16 protein-coding genes are annotated in these 19,542 nt (G+C 70.6%); 5 read left to right on the forward strand and 11 right to left on the reverse strand.

From position 1 onward, the window contains the following. Positions 1-100: 100 nt before the first annotated feature. Positions 101-1,888, forward strand: a complete 1,788-nt coding sequence (locus ACIPSA_RS37045; protein ID WP_402642887.1) for a prolyl oligopeptidase family serine peptidase — start codon at positions 101-103, stop codon at positions 1,886-1,888. A gap of 145 nt (positions 1,889-2,033) precedes the next feature. Here the strand turns inward: ACIPSA_RS37045 and ACIPSA_RS37050 are convergent, their stop codons facing one another. Then, positions 2,034-3,950: an NAD-binding protein gene (locus tag ACIPSA_RS37050; RefSeq protein ID WP_402642888.1), complete on the reverse strand. Its 1,917-nt coding sequence runs from the start codon at positions 3,948-3,950 to the stop codon at positions 2,034-2,036. A gap of 175 nt (positions 3,951-4,125) precedes the next feature. Here ACIPSA_RS37050 and ACIPSA_RS37055 point away from each other — a divergent pair, with 175 nt between their 5' ends. Further along, positions 4,126-5,217 carry a permease gene (locus tag ACIPSA_RS37055; RefSeq protein ID WP_402642890.1) on the forward strand — a complete coding sequence of 364 codons (1,092 nt, stop codon included), beginning with the start codon at positions 4,126-4,128 and terminating at the stop codon, positions 5,215-5,217. Further along, positions 5,214-6,023, forward strand: coding sequence for a TIGR03943 family putative permease subunit (locus tag ACIPSA_RS37060; protein WP_402642893.1), 810 nt, complete (start codon positions 5,214-5,216; stop codon positions 6,021-6,023). The genes ACIPSA_RS37055 and ACIPSA_RS37060 overlap by 4 nt, the downstream gene beginning before the upstream one ends. A gap of 101 nt (positions 6,024-6,124) precedes the next feature. Here the strand turns inward: ACIPSA_RS37060 and ACIPSA_RS37065 are convergent, their stop codons facing one another. Then, positions 6,125-6,481: a carboxymuconolactone decarboxylase gene (locus ACIPSA_RS37065; protein WP_402642895.1), complete on the reverse strand. Its 357-nt coding sequence runs from the start codon at positions 6,479-6,481 to the stop codon at positions 6,125-6,127. 302 nt (positions 6,482-6,783) lie between these two features. On the opposite strand from ACIPSA_RS37065, the gene ACIPSA_RS37070 reads away from it, so the two are divergent. Further along, positions 6,784-10,401 carry an AAA family ATPase gene (locus ACIPSA_RS37070; protein WP_402642898.1) on the forward strand — a complete coding sequence of 1,206 codons (3,618 nt, stop codon included), beginning with the start codon at positions 6,784-6,786 and terminating at the stop codon, positions 10,399-10,401. An 88-nt stretch (positions 10,402-10,489) separates the two neighbouring features. On the opposite strand, the gene ACIPSA_RS37075 is transcribed toward ACIPSA_RS37070, so the two are convergent. The 7 genes from ACIPSA_RS37075 to ACIPSA_RS37105 form a co-directional block, all read right to left on the reverse strand. Then, positions 10,490-10,876: a hypothetical protein gene (locus ACIPSA_RS37075; protein ID WP_402642900.1), complete on the reverse strand. Its 387-nt coding sequence runs from the start codon at positions 10,874-10,876 to the stop codon at positions 10,490-10,492. A gap of 135 nt (positions 10,877-11,011) precedes the next feature. Beyond that, positions 11,012-12,223, reverse strand: a complete 1,212-nt coding sequence (locus ACIPSA_RS37080; protein ID WP_402642901.1) for a globin domain-containing protein — start codon at positions 12,221-12,223, stop codon at positions 11,012-11,014. A 301-nt stretch (positions 12,224-12,524) separates the two neighbouring features. Continuing rightward, the gene (locus tag ACIPSA_RS37085) at positions 12,525-12,737 is read right to left on the reverse strand and encodes a peptidoglycan-binding domain-containing protein (RefSeq protein ID WP_402642904.1); all 213 of its coding nucleotides are present in this window, start codon (positions 12,735-12,737) and stop codon (positions 12,525-12,527) included. A 299-nt stretch (positions 12,738-13,036) separates the two neighbouring features. After that, the gene (locus tag ACIPSA_RS37090; RefSeq protein ID WP_402642907.1) at positions 13,037-14,401 is read right to left on the reverse strand and encodes an alkaline phosphatase; all 1,365 of its coding nucleotides are present in this window, start codon (positions 14,399-14,401) and stop codon (positions 13,037-13,039) included. A 225-nt stretch (positions 14,402-14,626) separates the two neighbouring features. Continuing rightward, positions 14,627-15,091: a hypothetical protein gene (locus ACIPSA_RS37095; RefSeq protein ID WP_402642908.1), complete on the reverse strand. Its 465-nt coding sequence runs from the start codon at positions 15,089-15,091 to the stop codon at positions 14,627-14,629. A gap of 134 nt (positions 15,092-15,225) precedes the next feature. Further along, entirely contained in the window at positions 15,226-15,357 is a 132-nt protein-coding gene (locus tag ACIPSA_RS37100) for a DUF397 domain-containing protein (protein WP_402642911.1), read from the reverse strand. Continuing rightward, entirely contained in the window at positions 15,320-16,234 is a 915-nt protein-coding gene (locus ACIPSA_RS37105) for a Scr1 family TA system antitoxin-like transcriptional regulator (RefSeq protein ID WP_402643269.1), read from the reverse strand. Before ACIPSA_RS37105 ends, ACIPSA_RS37100 begins: the two co-directional genes overlap by 38 nt. 178 nt (positions 16,235-16,412) lie before the next feature. Between ACIPSA_RS37105 and ACIPSA_RS37110 the strand changes: the two genes are divergently transcribed. Continuing rightward, positions 16,413-16,916, forward strand: coding sequence for an ATP-binding protein (locus ACIPSA_RS37110; RefSeq protein WP_402642913.1), 504 nt, complete (start codon positions 16,413-16,415; stop codon positions 16,914-16,916). A gap of 70 nt (positions 16,917-16,986) precedes the next feature. Here the strand turns inward: ACIPSA_RS37110 and ACIPSA_RS37115 are convergent, their stop codons facing one another. Together ACIPSA_RS37115 and ACIPSA_RS37120 are read right to left on the reverse strand one after the other, a co-directional pair. Then, positions 16,987-18,459, reverse strand: a complete 1,473-nt coding sequence (locus ACIPSA_RS37115; RefSeq protein ID WP_402642915.1) for a sensor histidine kinase — start codon at positions 18,457-18,459, stop codon at positions 16,987-16,989. Beyond that, a complete protein-coding gene (locus ACIPSA_RS37120) occupies positions 18,456-19,217 on the reverse strand; it encodes a response regulator transcription factor (protein WP_402642918.1) in 762 nt (253 codons plus the stop codon). Before ACIPSA_RS37120 ends, ACIPSA_RS37115 begins: the two co-directional genes overlap by 4 nt. Between the last annotated feature and the right edge of the window lie 325 nt (positions 19,218-19,542).

Consider the following 19,542-nt stretch of genomic DNA (forward strand, 5'->3'; position numbering starts at 1 on the left):
GCTGACGTGTCCGGTTGCCGCCGGAAGTTATCCACAGGCTGAGGACACCCGCCAGCGCATTGTGGGCGCGGCCAGGCACTATGGGGCCATGACTGGGGCGATGAGTGAGAGCAGCATGCAGGACTGGGAGAAGCGGTTCCGGGCGCCGAGGGTGTCGCTGCCCGACTGGGCGCAGGACGCGCCGGACCGCTCCCTGTTCGTGTCGAACGCGACGGGGACGTATGAGCTGTATGCCTGGGACCGCGCGACGGGGGAGCAGCGGCAGGCGACGGACCGGCCGAACGGCACGACGGACGGTCTGCTCTCTCCTGACGGCGCGTGGATCTGGTGGTTCGACGACAAGGACGGCGACGAGTTCGGGGTGTGGCGCCGCCAGCCGTTCGCGGGCGGCGAGGACGAACCCGCCGCGCCGGGCCTGGAGCCCTCCTACCCGGCGGGGCTCGCGCTCGCCCGGGACGGCCGCACGGCGGTCGTCGGCCGCTCGACGGACGAGGACGGGACGACGTTCCACATCTCGCGCGACGGCGAGGAGCCCGTCGAGTTCTACCGCCACCGCGAGTCGGCCTACATCGGAGACCTCTCCCACGACGGCACGCTGATCGCGATAGAGCACACGGAGCACGGCGACGCGATGCACTCCGCGCTGCGCGTCCTGCGCCAGGACGGCACGCAGGTCGCCGAGCTCGACGACACCAAGGGAGGAGCCGAGGAGCTGGGCCTGGAGGTGCTGGGCTTCGCCCCGGTCGACGGCGACACCCGGCTGCTCATCGGCCACCAGAGACGCGGCCGCTGGGAGCCGCTGGTGTGGGACGTGGCGACGGGCGGGGAGACCGACCTGGCGCTGGACCTGCCGGGTGACGTGAGCGCGGAGTGGTATCCGGACGGCTCCGCCCTGCTGATCGCCCACGGCTTCGAGGCCCGCAGCGAACTGTTCCGCTACGACCTGGGGACGGGCGAGCTGGCGAGCATCCCGACCCCGACCGGCTCGGTCTCCGGTGCGACGGCCCGCCCCGACGGCAGCGTGGAGTTCCTGTGGTCCTCGGCCGCCGAGCCGCCCGCGGTCCGCTCGACGACGGGCAAGGTGGTCCTGGATCCGCCCGGCATGAGGTGCCCGGGTTCGGTGCCGGTGGAGGACGTGTGGGTGGAGGGCCCCGGCGGCCGCATCCACGCCCTGATCCAGAAGCCGGCCGGGGCGACGGGTCCCCTGCCGACGGTCTTCGACCTCCACGGCGGCCCGACCTGGCACGACAGCGACTCCTTCGCCGCGGGCCCGGCGGCCTGGGTGGATCACGGGTACGCGGTGGTGCGCGTCAACTACCGGGGCTCGACGGGCTACGGCAGAGCCTGGACGGACGCGCTGAAGCACCGGGTCGGTCTGATCGAGCTGGAGGACGTGGCGGCGGTCCGCGACTGGGCGGTGTCGTCGGGTCTGGCCGACCCCGACCGGCTGATCCTCACGGGCGGCTCCTGGGGCGGCTACCTCACGCTCCTCGGCCTCGGTACCCAGCCGGACGCCTGGGCCCTGGGCATCGCGGTCGTTCCGGTGGGGGACTACGTCACGGCCTACCACGACGAGATGGAAACCCTGAAGGCGATGGACCGCACCCTCCTCGGCGGCACCCCCGAGGAGGTCCCGGACCGCTACCGGGCGTCCTCCCCCCTCACCTACGTCGACGAGGTCAAGGTCCCCGTCTACATCTCCGCCGGTGTCAACGACCCACGCTGCCCCATCCGGCAGGTCGAGAACTACGTCGACCGGCTCGCGGCGCGGGGCGCGGTCCACGAGGTGTACCGCTATGACGCGGGGCACGGGTCCCTGGTCGTGGAAGAGAGGATCAAGCAGGTGGGGCTGGAGATCGACTTCGCGGAGCGGCACTTGGCGAACTAGGCGGGACTGCCGGCGCTCGGGGCGGTCGGCGTCTTGCGGGACAGGGGGCCGGAGTGCCGCTCGTCCTGGCGGGTCGTTCGTCCTGGCGGGTCGGATGCCGGTGCGGCTTTCGGCCGACCGAGCCGGGCTCCGGTGACCTTTCGGCCTACCGGGGCGGGTGGGCTGGTGGGAGGACGGGGTCCAGGGGCGGAGCCCCTGGCGGGGGCTGGGGCGGAGCCCCAGGGCGGCCGAGCAGTTCCGCCAGCCCCCTGCGGGTGGCGGCCAGCACCACCCGCTCCCCGGCACGCAGCACATGGTCGGCCGACGGCGACTGCCGCCCCTCCAGCGCCAGCACCCGCCAGGCCCCGGCCCGGAACGCCCCGTCCACCGTCCGCCCCTCCAGCTGCGGGTGCCCGCCCACATCGAGGACCGCGAAGAGCAGCACCCGCCGCTCGACGGGAATCGCGCCCAGGATCTGCCGGCCGAGCATCGCCCCGGCGAAGGCGGGTGCGGCCAGGTGCGTCACGCTGCGGCTCCGGGTCAGCGCACGTGGATGCGCGGCCCGGAGGGTGCGGTACACGGCGGTCGCGAAGTCGTCGTCGTACAGGCGCAGGACCACCCGCAGGTCCGGCCGCACGGACCGCGCGTACAGCACGGCCTCCAGGTTCGTGGTGTCCGCACTGGTCACCGCGAGCAGCGCGTGCGCCCGATGGATCTTGGCGGCCTCCAGGACCCCCTCCTGGGTCACGTCGCCGAGCACCACCGGCACCCGCAGCCGCCGCGCCGTGGCGAGTCCCCGGGCCTCGGGGTCGGCCTCCACGCACACCACGGGGATGTGCAGCTCCCGCAGCCGCGTGAGCACCCGCGTGCCGATCTTGCCCAGCCCCAGCAGCACCACGTGCCCGCCCAGCCCGCGCGGCGGCTTGCGCAGCGCGGACGCGGTCCGGAAGGTGCCGAGCGCCTCCAGCACCGCGGCCAGCAGCACCGGCAGCAGCAGCAACCCGACGAGACCGGAGAGGAGTTGCAGGATCTGCCGCCCGAGGGGCGCTTTGAGGGCCGGGTCGTCGATGGCGAACAGGTCCAGCAGCGTCAGATAGAAGGCCCGCAGCGGATGGATCTCCGTCACCAGCGACAGGGCGACGGCCAGCGCGACCACACACCCCACCAGCCCGGCCAGCGACCACCGCAGCCGCCGGGAGAACAGCGAGGCGAACGGCGGTACGACCCCGGCACGGCCGGCGGGCAGCGGTGCCCCGGCGGCGTACGACACCTGCTCCAGTACGACGGTTCCCCGTCCGTCGGCCTCCCGTACCTCCGCCTCGTCGGGCAGCAGCCGCGGTCCCCGCGTCCCGCTGCCCTCGGCGCCGTCCGCGCCGGCCGGATCGCTGCTCGTCGCCGACAACAGCGCCAGGGTGCACAGCCCGGGGTCCACGACCTGCCCCTGACGGGCCGGCGGCCGTTCCACCGCACGCAGCAGCAGGCCGTCCGTCTGGACGACCTTGCTGGTGCCGGCGACCGCCGTCGCGGCCAGCGCGGGTGCGGCGGTGTCGGCGTCGGACAGCACGGTCGTCGACGCGTCGCCCCCGGCTCCCTGGTCCGTGCCGTCTCCGGCCGCCAACGCCGAGGCCTGGTCGAGGAGTTCTTCGATGTGCTGGCCCAACCTCCGGTTGTAGAGCCTGAGGACGAGCCGCAGCCTTGGGTTGAGTCGGCGGGCGGTCAGCGCGGCGCGGATGTTGGTCTCGTCGTCGTCGTACACGAGCGCCAGCGCGGCGGCCCGCTCCACACCGGCCTCGGCGAGTATCGCCTCGGTCGGCTCGGCGGCCGCCAACAGCCGCTCGCCACGGGCGGGTTCACCGCTGCCGGGGGCGCCGTTGCCGCCGTTGCCGTTGGTCGCGGTCCGTCCCACGGCCGCGCTCACCACCCGGTCCAGCAGTGTCGCCGAGGCCGCCCGCGCCCGCCCGATGACCGGCGGCCGTGCCGTGCGCTCGCTCGGCGGCACGACGAGCGTCACCTGCTCGCCGTAGACTCCGCGCAGTTCGGTGGCCAGCCGGTGCGCGAGCCCGTCGTCGCCGCACACCACCATGTGCGCCGGCGCATTACCGTGGCCACCCTGATACGGAACGCTCCCCACAAGGGCAAAGAGTGCCCCAACGGGACGGATGGTTCCAGCAACGGGCTGAACGCCCGTGCCCGGACCGTCGTACCGAGGGGGAGGGAGAACAGCGAAGCAGCGCCCGTACGCCGGAGGGACCCGACCCGTGGCCATCACCGAAGAAGCCCCGCCCGGGGCCGCCCCCCGCGACGCGGCGCCCGGCACCGGCGAGCGGCCCGACGGGACGGCCGGCGAGCGACCCGGCAAGAGCCCCGACGGGCGGTCCGGCGAGCGGCCCGACAAGGAGGGCTGGCACCTCAACTCGCCGCTCGCCCTGACGATGCTGATGCTCCTGGTGGTGGTGTTCCAGGGCCCGGTCCGCGGTGCCCTGTCCACGCCGGTGATGCAGAGCTGGATGACGGTGTTCGTCGCGGTCGTGGTCCAGGCCCTGCCGTTCCTGGCCCTGGGCGTGCTGCTGTCCGCGGCGATCGCCGTCTTCGTGCCGCCGTCGTTCTTCGCCCGCGCCCTGCCCAGCCGGCCCGCCCTGGCCGTGCCGGTCGCCGGGATGGCGGGAGCGGTGCTGCCGGGCTGCGAGTGCGCGTCGGTCCCCGTGGCCGGGGCGCTGGTCCGCCGAGGCGTGACCCCCGCCGCCGCGATCGCGTTCCTGCTCTCCGCCCCCGCGATCAACCCGATCGTGCTGACGGCGACGGCCGTCGCCTTCCCCCGGAACCCCGAGATGGTCCTGGGCCGATTCGCCGCCAGCTTGCTGGTGGCGTGCGTGATGGGCTGGCTGTGGCAGCGCCTCGGCCGCACGGACTGGCTGCGCCTGCCGTCGCACGCCTCGCACGAGGGGCAGAGCAAGGGGGAGGCGTTCTGGGGGTCGGTCCGGCACGACATGGTGCATGCCGGTGGCTTCCTGGTCCTCGGCGCGATGGCCGCGGCGACGCTGAAGGCGGTGGCCCCGGCGAGCTGGCTGCGCACGGCCGCCGACAACCCGGTGTTCTCCGTCCTCGCCCTGGCCGTCCTGGCCGTGGTGCTGTCGATCTGCTCGGAGGCGGACGCGTTCGTGGCGGCGTCGCTGACCCAGTTCTCGCTGACGGCCAAGCTGGCGTTCCTGGTGGTCGGCCCGATGATCGACCTGAAGCTGTTCGCGATGCAGGCCGGCACCTTCGGCCGCGGGTTCGCCCTGCGCTTCGCCCCCGCCACCTTCGTCCTCGCCATCGCGGGCGCGGTCCTGACCGGGGCGGTGCTGGTGTGAACCGGCAGGCACAGGCGGCGGTCCTGTTCCTGATCGGTGCGGCCCTGCTGCACGCGGGCTTCACCGACCTCTACCTGCGCTACGTCAAGGCGGGCCTGCGCCCGCTGCTGCTGGCGGCGGGCGTGGTGCTGATCGTGGCGGCGCTGGCGACGGCCTGGTACGAGTGGAAGAACGCGCGCCGGAAGAAGCAGGAGGCCGGCACCGGCACCGGCACCGGCACCGGCACCGGTGCCGGTGCCGGTGCCGGTGACGGTGACGACGGCCACGGCACCGGTGACCACGGCCACGACCATGGTCACCGCGAGCCCCGCATCTCCTGGCTCCTCGTCCTCCCCCTCTTCGCCCTCATCCTGGTGGCCCCGCCGGCCCTGGGGTCGTACAGCGCGATGCGCGCCGGTACGGCCCTGCAGAAGCCGTACGGCTACATGAAGTTGCCGTCGGGTGACCCCGTGCCGGTCAACCTGGTCGACTACGCGGGCCGCGCGGTCTACGACCACGGCCGTTCCCTGGGCGGCCGCAGCGTGCGGATCACCGGCTTCGTCGCCGTGGACCGCGCCGGGACCCCGTATCTCGTCCGCATGGCCCTCAACTGCTGTGCCGCGGACGCCCAGCCGGTGAAGATCGGCCTCACCGGGAAGATCCCCCCGGTCCTGCAGCCGGACGCGTGGCTGGAGGTGACGGGCACGTACACCACGAAGCAGACCCGGGACCCCGTCAACAACGGCCCGATCCCCTTCCTCCGGGTCACCGGGTCCAGGCCGGTGCCGACACCGCACGATCCCTACGACGAGACCTGGAACAACTGAGGGGGAGAACAGCTGAGGGGGGAGCAGGCCGAGGTCACCCTTGTGGCCAGGTCCGCGCTGAGGACCTGGCCACTGGCTTGGACCGCGGGCCCGCCGTTCGCTCAGGAGGTACCGCGCCCCTGACTCGATGCCTCGGCGATCACCTCGGCATCGGCCTCCGCCATGGCGATGGCGAAGCCGAACGCCTCGGCGATGTGCCCCGCGGCCGACATGACACGTGCCGTGCCCACGACGGGCGCGATCGCCACGAGAACGTCCTGCACCTGCTCGGACGTCAGATTGGCCTGCGCTGCGGCACCGGCGTGAGCCAGGTAGCTGATCGCCGGCGCGTCCATGGCCACGAGCGCGGCGACACGAGTGAGGATCAGCGTGCCCTCGTCCATGCCGCAGCGCTCGATCGAGTCGACCGTCATGGCGGCGAGCGTGTCGAGAACCGGTGTCTCAGATGTTGCGGCCATGTGCGGACCACCTTCCGGTACCGAGCGGACCGACCGGAGCACCCGCGGAACGCCGGAGCCCTCGTGTGTCGGCGACTTGCCCTTCAACCGTAGGAGCCCGGCAAGTCCCCCGCATGTCGGTCACTCGTGGCTGTCCCGGACCTGCGCCGGCTGTGCGCGCGTGGCGTACCAAAGTCCCCGCGAGTGTGGGCCAGTTGTCCGATTGAGCGCGGTTCGACCGGCCATTTCTGCTAGTCCTGTGACAGGGGAGGCGGGCACTGGCCCGCGGCAGCGCGAGGGGCGTTGCCCAGGAGGGGACACACGTGAGCACGACACCACGGGACTTGGTCATCGCCACCGAGGTCATCGCCACCGAGCAGAAGGCCGTCGACCGCGCATACGACTGCTACGAGGCACGGCTCGCGGAGATGACCTCGCAGTCCGCGGCGACGGCGTCCGCGAGCGGAAAGGACAGCATCGCGGCCCGCCAGGGAGCGGAGACCACGGCGGAGGAGTACGGCGGTCTTGGGGGAGAGGCTCTGGTCATCAGCCGGGTCGACGTCCTGGAACCGGGTGACTCCGAGCCGGAGACGTTCTATGTCGGGCGGCGTCATGTCTTCGACACCGAGACCCGCGATCAGGTGGTGGTCTCCTGGACGAACCCGATAGCGGTGCGCTGGCACAACGCCCGGCCGGAGACGCCCGGCGAGGTGCTCCTGCGGCGCCGGTTACGCTGCAGCGAGCGTACGGTCGAGGACTTCCTGGACGAGATAGCCCCGGCCGCGGAACCGCACACCGGCTCGTGGGCACCCGGGCGAGAGGCCACCGTACCGCCGGCCTTCGAGGAGGAATCCGCCCCGTTCGACGCCCCTGAGGAGGTCGAAGCCCCGGAGGCACCGGACGAGACCTCCGGCCGGTCCGCGGGAGGCGACGCCGGACGGCTGCTTCCCGTCCCGTCACCATCACTGTCCCCTTCGCCGCCCCCGTCCCCGTTGCCGCGGGACGTCCGCCGCAGACAGCGGAGGAAGCCGCAACCGGTCGACGAGTTCCTCCTTCGGGAACTGCGCCGCTCCCGCAGCGGCCGGATGCGGGACATCGTCGAGACGATCAGACGTGACCAGATGGCTCTGGTCACCGGCTCACCCGCGGACATCCTCGTCATCCAGGGCGGGCCCGGCACCGGGAAGTCCGCGGTCGGTCTGCACCGCGTGACCTGGCTCGTCAACAACGACCACTTCCGCGCACAGGACATCCTGGTCGTGGGACCGCACCAGCACTTCCTGGAATACGTCGGGCGCGTACTGCCCACCCTCGGCACCCGCAACGTCACCGCGGTGCAGCTGGCCCGCCTCTGGGAAGGGGACGTCCGGGGCACGGACTCCGCCGCCGCGCGGCTGGTGAAGTCCGGCGAGCGGATGGCGGCCGTGCTCCGCAGGCGAGTGGAGAGCGAGTGCCGGCCCGAAGCCCTCGATTCCCTCGTCACCTCCCCCTCGCACGACCAGGACGAGCCGGCCTTCGTCGTCGCCGTGGGCAGCACGTCCTTGCGTCTGCCGCGCTCGGAGGTGCTCGGTCTCCTCCGCGACGCCCGGGAGGGCTCCGGAGCCTACCGGGCGCGCCGGGACCGGTTCCGTACCGTGGTGGTGGACCGGCTGCTGGGTGAACTCGTCCGGATCGCTCCGCGGCGCAGCAGGGACGCGACCGTGCGCCGCGACCTGGAGCGCAACCGGCAGGTCACGGCCCTCGTCGACCGGATCTGGCCCGCGCTGAGCCCTGAGGAAGCACTGCGCGGTCTGCTCAACTCGCCCACCAGACTGAGCGAGTGCGCCTCGCGGATCCTCGACGACGGCGAACAGGCGGCCCTTCAGCGGCCGAAGGCCGAGAGCGCCGCCGAAGAGCCCTGGACCGTCGACGACCTGGTGTGCATCGAAGAGCTGCGCTTCCTCATCGCGGGCGAGACCCCGCAGAGGTACCGGCACATCGTGGTCGACGAGGCCCAGGACCTCACCCCGATGCAGGCGAGGTCCCTGCGCAGACGCTGCCCGACCGGCTCGATGACCGTACTCGGCGACCTGGCGCAGGCCACCGGACCGCACTCCTACACCGCCTGGGACCGGCTGGGCGGCCTCCTGTCCGATCAAGGGCACTGGCGGGTGACGGAGCTGAACACCAGCTACCGGGTGCCGGCGGAGATCATGGACTTCGTGGCGCCCCTGGCCCGAGCCGTCGCGCCCTCCCTGCCCTACCCGACGGCTGTGCGGCGGGCCGGCGGCGAAGCGGTACGGCTCGTCCCGACGACTCCCTGGGAGCTGCTGGACGAGGCAGCGACCCGTACGGCACGACTCGTCGGTACCCATGACGGGCAGTCCCCGAGGTCGATCGCCGTCATCGTGCCCGACGACTCGGACTGGATCGACGAGGTCCGCCGACGCGTCGACCACGCGGACGGCATGAGCGAGGAGACGGCACGGACCGTGTCCGTACTCCCCGCGGCCCAGGCCAAGGGCATGGAGTTCGACCACGTGATGGTCCTGGAGCCGACGACCATCGCCGACCGTGGTCCCGCGGGACTGCGCCAGCTGTACGTCGCCCTGACCCGGAGCACCCAGACACTGACCGTCCTGCACACGACACCACTGCCGAAGGAACTCGACGTGGCCGACGACGGCGCGGACCCCGAAGTCTCCGATGCTTCCGCCGCCGATGAGCTGCCGGTCGGCACCTCCGTCGAGGTGCGGGTGCTCGGCCCCGGCCCCGGACCTCATTGGAAGGTCAACGCCATCGCCCCGGCGACGGAGCGAACCCTCCTCCTCGTTTCCCGCCACGGCGAACCCGCTCCGACCGCGGGCGCCCGGCTGGACGGCTGGGTGACCCGGAACGAAGGGCAGGTGAGCCTGGTTTCGACCGGCGACTTCGGCCGCAGACCCATTTCCGCCCGGATGGCGCCCCGCTACGAGGACGCACTCGGCGTCCTGCACGACATCGCCCACGGAGACGGCACGGCTCCGCCCGAAGCAGCGGTCCGCCTCTCCGAACTGAAAGGCATGGCGAACCGTTGCCTGCGCCGCGACCGGGTCGACTGGCTGAGCGTCTGGCGCCTGCTGGGCTCCGCCGACCGGGACCGCCTGGGCGATCTGGCGGATCTCGCCCAGCGCACACGTCAGGCGGTGGCGTCGGACGCCCTGGGCCTGCGAGCCGCCCTGACGGACGACCCGGCGTTCCGTCACTGGGCCGGCGCGCTTGCCCGGGCCCGGGACGAACTGCGCCGTCGACTCGACACCGAGCCGGAGTCCGAGGCGGAAACGGCATCCGACGCCGACACGGCATCCGACGCCGACACGGCATCCGACGCCGAGCCGGAGTCCTACGCCGAGCCGGAGTCCGAGACCGGCAGCGCGCCCGAAGCGATCACGGCTCCACAGTCGGCGGAGCCTCGGAAGACACACGAACAGAAGGACACCGATCCCATGGACACATCCGCTGCCCTGGACACCAGCACCGCCCCTTCCGGCGGACGGCCGGCGTGGAGCGAGGCACTGGCGCGGGAACTGGCCGTCGCGGCCCAGACCGACAGGGACTGCAACACTCACGAGGCCGTGCGCTTCGAGTTGAAGGCCGCGCTTCTGCGAGCGGGACTGCGCCCCTCGGATTCCCCCGTGGCCGATGTGATCCTGGACGGCGAGAACGGTCTCTTCCGCTACGAAGTGCTCGGCGTCGGCCGTGCCGGCCACGCGGACCTGCGCGCGGGAGCGATCCGCCTCATGGAGCTCGACCACATCGAACCCAGCATCGCGGACCGCCGGTACCTGGTCCTGTCCGAGCCGCCGACGGAGGACTGGGCACCCGACGCGGTACGGGAAGTCTTCGGAGTGAACGTCGTATGGCGGACCGCTGGCGGGTGGGACGGCCGGGACACGCGAACAGCCCTGCACCTGGCTGACTGACTGACCGGAAACCGTGCAGGGGCCCGATCCACATGCGGATCAGGCCCCTGACCTGGTACTGCGCTGACGCGACGCTATGTCCGAGGGACTACGAGAACACGAAGATCAGGACGCCTCCGCGGTGAGTGAAGAAGCCGTGGTGGTCGAAGCGGTTGTCGAAGCGGAACCCGTGGTTGTCGAAACGGTTGCCGAAGCGGAAGCCGTTGTCGAAGCGGTTGTCGAAGCGGAACCCATTGTCGAATCGGTTGCCGAAGCCGAACCCGTTGTCGAAGCGGTTACCGAAGCGGAACCCGTTGTTGTCGAAGCAGCGTCCGTTCCAGTCATCGCGGTTGCCGCACGACCAGTCGGTGGTCACCCGAGTGTGCACGGCAGGGGATGCCGCGGCCGTGCCTGCCGCACCGATCGCAGCGCCGCCGGCCATCAGAATGGCGGTCGCGGACACCGCGGCGAGACGCGTCACGCGTTGTGCTCGCATGATGGATGCCCCTTTCCCTACCCCCCGGATTGGTGGCTCTCTAATAAGTACGCTGACGGCGCCCTTTTGGATTGCCACGCTGGTCCGGGTCCACTGGTCCGGGTCCACTGGTCCAGGTCCACTGGTCCGGGCCCGCTAGTCCAGGTCCGCCTGCCAGAGGTCGGGGCCGAACACCTCGTACTGGATGTCCTGGGGCGCGACGCCCCGCTCGAGCAACTTGCTGCGCAGACCCTGCATGAACGGCAACGGGCCGCACAGGTAGTACAGGGCGTGATCGGGCAGATCGACTGCCGCGGGGTCCATCAGTCCCTGGAAGACGCCGTTCAGCGGCTCCATGCTCTCCACGCCCTTCTCGTACCAGGCGTACAGCGCCGCCTTCCGCAACTCCAGGACGTCGCTCACGACCTGGCGGCGCAGGGGGAACGAGGGCTCGTCGAGATCGGCGTGGAGGACCGTGATGTTCAGCCCGGACCCGGCCTTGGTGAGGTGCGAGAGCATCCCGGCCACCGGGGCGATCCCGATGCCCGCGGTGGCGAACACCACCGGCCGTCCCGAGTCGTCGAGCACGACGTCGCCGTACGGCACCGACAGCGTCAGGATGTCGCCCACGTCCACCGTGTCGTGCAGGAACGTCGACATCTCCCCGTCGGGCTCGTCACCGACGCCATGGACCCGCTTGACCGAGAACTGGCGGTGTTCCCCGTCGTCGGCCCGGGTCAGGCTGTACTGGCGCGGCTGGACCACTCCGTCCGGCATGGTCATCCGTACCGTCACGTACTGGCCGGGCAGCGAGGTCTTCACCAGACGGTCGTCGATCCGCTTGACCACGAGGGTCACCACGTCGGGGGTCTCCTGGATCTTCTTCTCGACCTTCCACTGCCGCCACACCGTCTCCGGCCTGACCCCACGCGCGCTGTAGAGGCCGCGTTCCTGGTTGATCAGGGCGTTGGCCATCAGCCAGTAGACCTCGTCCCACGCGGCGGCGACCTCCGGGGTGACCGCGTCGCCCAGGACGTCGCCGATCGCCCACATCAGGTTGTCGTGGACGATCCGGTACTGATCCGGGCGGATGCCGAGGGACGCGTGCTTGTGCGCGATCCGCTGGAGCAGGTGCTCGGGGATGTGCTCCGGTGATTCCACCAGTCCGCTCGCGAACGCCGCCACCGATCCGGCCAGCGCCTTCTGCTGATCTCCGTGGGCCTGGTTGCCGCGGTTGAAGACGCCGTTCAGGAGTTCCGGATGCTCGGCGAACATGTGCTTGTAGAAGCGCTGGGCGATTTCTCCGATGTGCTCGGCGACGACCGGCAGCGTTGCCGTGACGACAGGCCGAGAGGTGTCTGAGAGCATGGCAGGTCCCTCCAGCGAGGACGTGCGGATCCCGGCCGTGGTCCCTGAACGGCGGCGGTCGCACGAGGGCGTCGAAGGGGCCGGCCGAAGCAGAGGCAAGGAGCCCCAGGAAGATCGAGGGAGATCGAGGGAGACCCTCTGGGCGGGCGGCGGCGAGGCCGATCCGGGACGGGCGGCCGCCTGTCGGGAGGCGTCCTGCTGCCACGGCCAGGATCTGGACTTGTCCTCCCAGGCTATGACGCGCCCCGGAGCCGGGCGAGTCGGCCCACGGGCCCCGGCCGCCCGGCCGGTGATGGGTCGCTCAGGCTGGATACGGGTCGTAACAGTCCAGGGCAGGACGGTAGAGCACCTGCCAGGTGCGGCCCTCGATGACACCGCTCGGCGGCAGGCCGTGGCAGCCCTGGATCCACTCGATCTTCTTCACCATCACGGAGTCGAAGACCCCGTTGACGGCCAGCTTGGGCGGCTGGCCGCCCCATACGTTGCTCAGGCACTGGGCCTGTTTGACGGCCACGCCGGTGTCACCGTACGTAATCGTGGGCCGAAGCGTCGATGGCGCGTAGGAACACTGATTCGGGGCGGCTACGGCGACCTGTGGCACCGCCGGGCCGAGTGCCGCGGCCGTGCAGAGCGCCACGCCCAAGATGACCGAAACGCTCTGTCGCATACCGCTCCTTCCGGCCCGCGGATATCGCCATGATCTCGCACATTCGGCAACACCCGCGAGTCGCGACCCGCGAAGACGAAGACGAAGACGAAGACGACGAAGGGGAACGGTGGCGGCCGTTCCCCTCCCCTCCCTCACCCGCGGGTTCAGCGCAGACGCAGCGCCTCGCGGATCGTGGTGAACAGGTCGGTCTGGTTGGTGACGCCGAGGACGCGGAAGGCCTGCGGGCCCTGGGCGGCGATGCGGACCTCGGTGCCGGTGTGCTCCTGGGACTGGCCCGGGGTGTTGGTCGAGTAGTTGACCTTCAGCTGCTGGCCCTCGTCGGTGACGAGGGTGGAGGACAGGCCGGGCGGAGTGGCCTCCAGCGGCACGATCTGGCTGGTGTGGCCGTGGTCGGCGGTGGTGACCACGAGGGTGTCGGGGTGCTTGGCCGCGTAGGCGCGGGCGACCTTCACCGCACGGTCGAAGGCGGCCGTCTCGCCGATCTGGCCGCAGGGGTCGGCGGCGTGGTCCTGCTTGTCGATCGAGGCACCCTCGATCTGCAGGAAGAAGCCCTTGTCGGAGTGCTTCTGCTTCTGCTTGGCCTCCAGCAGCTGGATCGCCTTGGTGGCGGAGTCCGCGAGGCTCGGGGTCGTGGACGGGCGGTTCGGGTTGGAGGTCACGCACCGCTGCGGGTCCGTGCCGCCGACGGCCGCCGCCTTGCCGGTCCACTCGACCGGCACGTTGCCGGTGGCGAACAGGCCCAGCACCGGCTTGCCGGCCTTCACGCTCTTCAGGCCCGAGCTGTCGGTGACGACCTGGTAGCCGAGCTTCTGCGCCTGCTCGGTGACGGTGAGGCCCTTGTACTTGCCGTCGGTGACCTTCTGGTCGAAGCGCTGCTTGCCGCCGCCGATGAGGACGTCGACCTTGTGGTTGACGGACTGCTCGGCGATCGAGCCGGGGCCGCCGGCCGCGATCGTGTCGGTCGGGCACTTGGCCATGTCGGCCGGGCCCTGGCAGGACCGGTCGGTGACGTGCGAGGCGAGCACGGCCGGGGTGGCGTCGGTGAGTTCGGCGGTGGTGACGCTGCCGGTGGCGTAGCCGTTCTTCTGGGCCAGCTCCAGGACCGTCCGGACCGCCTTGTCGGTGCCGGGAGTCTTGGAGATGCGGCCGTTGACCGTCTTCATGCCGGTGGCCCAGCCGGTGCCGCTGGCGGCGGAGTCGGTGACGTAGTCCGGGGTGCCGTCGGCGTGGACCGCGTAGGTGGTGTAGGCGCCGGTCAGCGGGAACTTGTCCATGTTCAGGCGGCCGTTGGCGCCGACCGTGTAGTCGCGGGCGAGGGTGATCTCCGAGTCGCCCATGCCGTCACCGATGAGCAGGATGACGTTCTTGGCCTTCCCGCCCTTGATCGCTTCCTTCGCCTGCTGCGCGTTGTCGAAGGCACCGGCGACGGTCGTGACGGCCACGGCGGCCGTGGTGGCGGCGACCAGGGCGGTGGCGACCGCGAGGCGACGGCGGGTGGGTCTGAACATGGATACGACTCCTTGAAGCGTCCGCGGGCGGATGCGTTGACCAACGCAGGCCAGATCACCAGGAGTTGGCAAAGGAGAGGTAAACGACTGGTCGTGTCGGCGTATCCGGAACATGACACGCGCGGGAGGCTCGTGCCGGACGAGTGCGAGCCTCCCATCGGCCAGCGCGTCGCTCTTGACGTAAATCCCGCCGCTTGGACCCGCCGGATGCGAGCTGACCTCGCTTCACTCGGCGTAGACCTCACCGGTACCGGCGTCGACCATCGTCTGCGACGGTTCACAGCCGTCGCCGTCCTTGTCGGGCGTGCACCGTGCGTCGTTGACGTTCACGGACCACACGACGCGCCAGGAGCCCTGCCAGCCCTTTGCGCGGTCGGCTTTCAGCACGTCCGCGTGGATCCGGAGCGCGTCTGGATCGGCACCGATCCTGCCCTGATCCTTCCTTACGATCTCCTCGGCCCGCTCGGCCGAGATCAGCTCGGCGGGGAGCTTCACATGCTCGGGTCCAAAGTCGACCAGCAGCTGGGAGACGCGCCCGGCGCGGTTGATCTGCACGTCGAGGCTGCGCGGCATCACTACGCCACGCTCCTTGAACCGCCAAGACGTGAGCCAGCCGAACTCGGCTTTGCTGCCGACGGGTTGGGTCTCGTGCCGGGAGGCCGCCTCGGCCCACGGGTAATGGGCCTTCATGTAAGAACGGGCGATGCGGTAGGCATCCTGAGCGTCGTGGGGCGTGGCCGAGCCCGGGACAGGGAAGCTCGCCTGTGTCGGTTGGCTGGAATCCTCGAAGCTCACGCTCAGTTGGCGGCCGCCACCTGGCCGGCTCAGACGCGGTGCCGGTCGGTCTTCAACTCGCCTATGAATGACGCCCAGGAATCGACCTCGAAGGTCAGAGCCGGACCGTGAGGGACCTTGCTGTCACGGACGGGGACCACGCCCCGGAATCCGCCGGCCACCTCGACGCAGTCGCCCCCTTCCTGATTGCTGTAGCTGCTCTTGCGCCAGGCGGCGCCGCTCAGATCGGGATGGGACATTCGCTCCATGGTTGTAGCCCTCCATCACGGATCGGATCACGTCGAGAGACATGAGCGGGGGCAGGGCTTCCGCCCGTAGCCGATCGTAGGTCACCACAAAGCGCTCAACCTCGGTCGGATCCTCGACGAGTTGGCCATAGTGCGCCCCCTCCGTGTAAGCCACTTCCGAGCGGTCCGGCAGCGTCAGAACCGTCAGTGAACCACCCATCGCACCATGCTCGCCTTGATCGAATGGCAGCACCTGCACGGTGATATGACGCTCTCTTACTGCCTCAAGCAGACGTGCCAACTGCGCCCCCATCACAGCGCGCCCGCCGATCGGTCGCCTCAGAACCGCCTCGTCCAGCACGACCCACAGCTCTGGCCGATCGGGCGAACGGAGCCGTTCCTGCCGTCCCATGCGCGCGGTGAGGCGCTCTTCCAACTGTTCGTCACCGCTGAGCGTCACACCGACGCTCAGAACTGCCCGCGCGTAGTCCTGCGTCTGCAACAAACCGGGCACCACATGCGCCGCGTACTGCCGGATGGACACAGCCCGCTCCGAATGCGCGATAAACGCCCGCGACCAGTCCGGAAACGCCTCCCGATACACATACGGCCACAGCTCGACCAGCAGGTTGTCCGCGCCGAGAACGGTGTCGAGCGCACGGGCCAGCTCCAGCGTCGGCTTCGCACCTGAGGCACGTTCGATCTGCGTGATCCGGGTGCTGACGACATGCACCCGCCGGCCGAGTTCGGCCTGCGTCAGCCCGGCCGCCGTACGGAGCTTGCGGACCCGCGAACCGAACAGCGCCGCCATCGACGTACCGGGATCAATTCCGTTGGCCAAGGCGTCACTTCCGTTCCTTATGAAGCGAAAGGTAAGGCTGTGTCACCTATCGAGCGTAGGGCTGCCGGACGACTCTTGAGTACGGAACGTGATGACTCGCCTACCCGGCGGGACGTCTCAGGGTTCGACAGGCAAGGACGGGCACGCTGTGCTGACAGGAACGACCACCGCGGGCGAAGAACCGCGAAGGAGTGCCGAAGCTGCCGTGGGGGAAGCCGTCCTCACCGCGCAGTTCGCCTCCTCGCCGCGAGGTGCGCGGCTCGCTCGGCGCCTCGCCGTGCGGCGAATGGAGGAGTGGGGTCACCCGCCGGCGTCGGACGTGTCGTGCGCGGCCGCTCTCGTCGTCGGCGAACTCGCCGCCAACGCCGTGCAGCACGGCCGTGTTCCGGGACGTGACTTCGGTCTCCGGCTCGCCCTCGACGAGGTGTCGGGCCTGGTCCGGATCGAGGTCGCCGATGCCGACGCCACGACACGGCCGCCGGTCGCGCCACCCTCGTCGGACCCTGACGCCGAGTCGGGCCGCGGCCTCCTCCTGGTCGACATCCTGGCCGAGCGCTGGGGCTCGACACCTCGGCATCCCGTGGGCAAGACGGTCTGGGCGGAGGTGTCGACGGACGCTTCAACACCGGTGATGGCCCTGTTGTCCGGTTGACGGCGGGTCGCGCACCGATTTCCGCCACTTCTGAGGCAGGGGAGGCGGGCCTTCGCCCGCGACAGCGGGCTCAGCGCTGCGGGAGGGGGTTGCACAAGTCGACGTCCGTGGAGATGACCGGGCGTTCCCGGTGAGGGTGACTCCCGGCGCACCGCAGTCGCACGACGGCGTCGAGCCCGCCGCCAGGGGCTGCCTCCAGGCTGACCTCACCACCGCTGGCCCGGGTGAGATGCCGGACCATCGGCAGGCCGAGTCCCGTTCCGTCGTGGTCGGCGTCAGGAGCCCGCCAGAACCGGTCGAAAGCCTTTCGCCGTTCGTCTTCGGTCATGCCGGGTCCCTCGTCGATCACATGCAGCTCGGCCACGGGCGACGTGCGGCCGCCTTCCCTCCCGGCGGTGACGGTTGCCAGCGTGATGGCGGTTCCCGGCGGGCAGACGCGCAGAGCGTTGGAGAGCAGGTTGTCGATGATCTGCTCCAGTGCGCCCGGCACCGCCCATACCCGAACGGTTCCGGCTGCGGCTCCGGCTCCGGAGACGATGATGTCGACCTGTTGCTCATCGGCGAAGGCCGTCCAGATGGCCGCGCGATCGGCCACGACGGCGTTCAGATCGACCTTCTCCGGCTTGATCGCGGAGTTCTCCAACCGGGCGAGCGCGAGCAGCCCCTGCACCATACGACTGAGCCGCTCCAGTTCCCCGACTGCTTTGTCGAGGCTGTCCTGGGCACAGGGGGCGAGGTGCGGCTCGAAGTTCTCCAGGCGCAGACGTAGTGAGGTCAGCGGGGTTTTCAGCTGGTGGGACACCTCGGAGGCAAACGCCTGCTGAGCCTGGAGCAGGTGCTGGAGCCGGGTCGCGGTCGTCGTGAACGACGCGGCGAGGCGACGCAGCTCCGGCGGCCCGCGATCGGTGGGCGGCGGATCGGTGAGCCGGCCTTCGGCGAGTTGTGCGGTGGCGCGTTCCAGGGCCCGGACGGGGCGGGTGATCGAGCGGGCGAGCACGAAGCCGATCAGGGAAACGGCGGCCAGCACCCCCAGCCCGACGACGGCGAGAGCCAGCCAGACGGCACGGACCCTTGCCTTGAGCGGGCCCAGCACATACACGGTCCGCACCACACAGGGGACGATCGCCTCGGAGCCACCCGGCACGGTCACGAAGAGGACCTCGCCGCCTGTGGACGGGTCGGTCCGAGTACCGACGGCGGGGTCGTCGTGCAGTGCGGTGGAGATGTCCGGCTCGGCGGACAGGTCCTTGCCGACCGCGACCGCGGCCGCCGTGTCGGTGAGAACGACGCCTTTGCTGCCGGTGACCAGCACGCGGCTGTCGGTCCGCCGCCCATACGCGCGAGCCAGTTCGGGCAGGTCGGCCGCCAGCCCGTGCTCCATCTTCTCTTCGCAGACCGCGGCGAGCGTCATCGCCCCCTGCTGCGCCGCACGGGAGAAGCGGGACAGCTCGCTGCGGGCGTAGAAGATGCCGAACGGCACTTCGAGCGCGAGCAGGACGAGCAGCATGAGGCTCAGATGGCTGAGCAGGAGGCGACGCGTCACCGAGGCCCTCCGCCGCGCGCCGGTACCGCGGCGGACGCGGCGTCGACGTGTGCCGGGGGGACCAGGCGGAAGCCGATGCCGCGGATGTTCTCGATCCAGGAGGAGTCGCCGAGTTTGCGGCGCAGCGCGGCGATGTGGACGTCCAGGGTCTTGGTGGGACCGAAGAAGTTCGGTTCCCATGCCGTGTCGAGAATCTGCCGGCGGGAGCAGACGGCCCCGGGGTCTTCCGCAAGGCAGGTGAGCAGGTCGAACTCCTTCGGGGCAAGGGCGATGGGCGCCTGGCGCAGAGTCACCTGCCGGGTACGGCGGTCGATGGTCAGCGGGCCGATCCGCTGGACGTGGGAGGTCCCGGGCTGTGCCAGGTCGTCCGAGGGATCCGCCTCCTCACGGCTGTTGTCCGGCACCGCGGGTCGGGTGCGGCGGGTGACGGCTCGGATCCGGGCGACGAGTTCCCGTACGCCGAACGGCTTCGAGACGTAGTCGTCCGCGCCCAACTCGAGACCGAGCACCCGGTCCACCTCGTCGTCTCTGGCTGTGATCATGATGATCGGCACGGACGAGCGGGATCGGAGGGCACGGCAGACGTCGATGCCGTCCATGTCGGGCAGCCCCAGGTCCAGCAACACCATCTCCGCCTCGGGCGCGGCGAGGCCGTCGGTCCCGTTTCCGGCGTGTTCCACGACGAACCCGAAACGGCGCAGCCCCTCCGTCAACGGTCCGGCCACCCGGTCGTCGTCCTCGATCAGCAAGACACGCATACCGAAAGGCTCACAGACTTCTGCCGGAGCGTGCAGCGCAAACGCCGGAAGCTCCCCCGAGGTGGTGATCCTTTCTCCGCGGCCGGCCGGGTCCACCACGGATGGCGTATCCGCCGAAGCGCGGCGCGATGACGACATCCAGGACATGGACAGCGTGGAGCAAGGCGAGAGTTAAGACCTTGAACACCGGTGTTCAACGGCCCAGGTGACAGCCGGGAGCTGATCCGGGGTGAGGTCGCGTGGAGGGGAGTGTTCTCGGCGGAATCGACTGGAGGTGCGGAAGGGAAAACGCTTCATCGGAGGAATCCGGGATCCCCGCTGTATT

It is taken from the genome of Streptomyces sp. NPDC086549, assembly GCF_044746205.1.
Classification (GTDB): Bacteria; Actinomycetota; Actinomycetes; order Streptomycetales; family Streptomycetaceae; genus Streptomyces.

What these genes read in the sequence shown, in the direction of transcription:
- ACIPSA_RS37045 (WP_402642887.1), top strand. Translation starts at nt 101, where the DNA reads ATGAGTGAGAGCAGCATGCAGGACTGGGAGAAGCGGTTCCGGGCGCCG.
- ACIPSA_RS37050 (WP_402642888.1), bottom strand. Translation starts at nt 3,950, where the DNA reads ATGGTGGTGTGCGGCGACGACGGGCTCGCGCACCGGCTGGCCACCGAA.
- ACIPSA_RS37065 (WP_402642895.1), bottom strand. Translation starts at nt 6,481, where the DNA reads ATGGCCGCAACATCTGAGACACCGGTTCTCGACACGCTCGCCGCCATG.
- ACIPSA_RS37075 (WP_402642900.1), bottom strand. Translation starts at nt 10,876, where the DNA reads ATGCGAGCACAACGCGTGACGCGTCTCGCCGCGGTGTCCGCGACCGCC.
- ACIPSA_RS37080 (WP_402642901.1), bottom strand. Translation starts at nt 12,223, where the DNA reads ATGCTCTCAGACACCTCTCGGCCTGTCGTCACGGCAACGCTGCCGGTC.
- ACIPSA_RS37090 (WP_402642907.1), bottom strand. Translation starts at nt 14,401, where the DNA reads ATGTTCAGACCCACCCGCCGTCGCCTCGCGGTCGCCACCGCCCTGGTC.
- ACIPSA_RS37095 (WP_402642908.1), bottom strand. Translation starts at nt 15,091, where the DNA reads ATGAAGGCCCATTACCCGTGGGCCGAGGCGGCCTCCCGGCACGAGACC.
- ACIPSA_RS37105 (WP_402643269.1), bottom strand. Translation starts at nt 16,234, where the DNA reads ATGGCGGCGCTGTTCGGTTCGCGGGTCCGCAAGCTCCGTACGGCGGCC.
- ACIPSA_RS37120 (WP_402642918.1), bottom strand. Translation starts at nt 19,217, where the DNA reads ATGCGTGTCTTGCTGATCGAGGACGACGACCGGGTGGCCGGACCGTTG.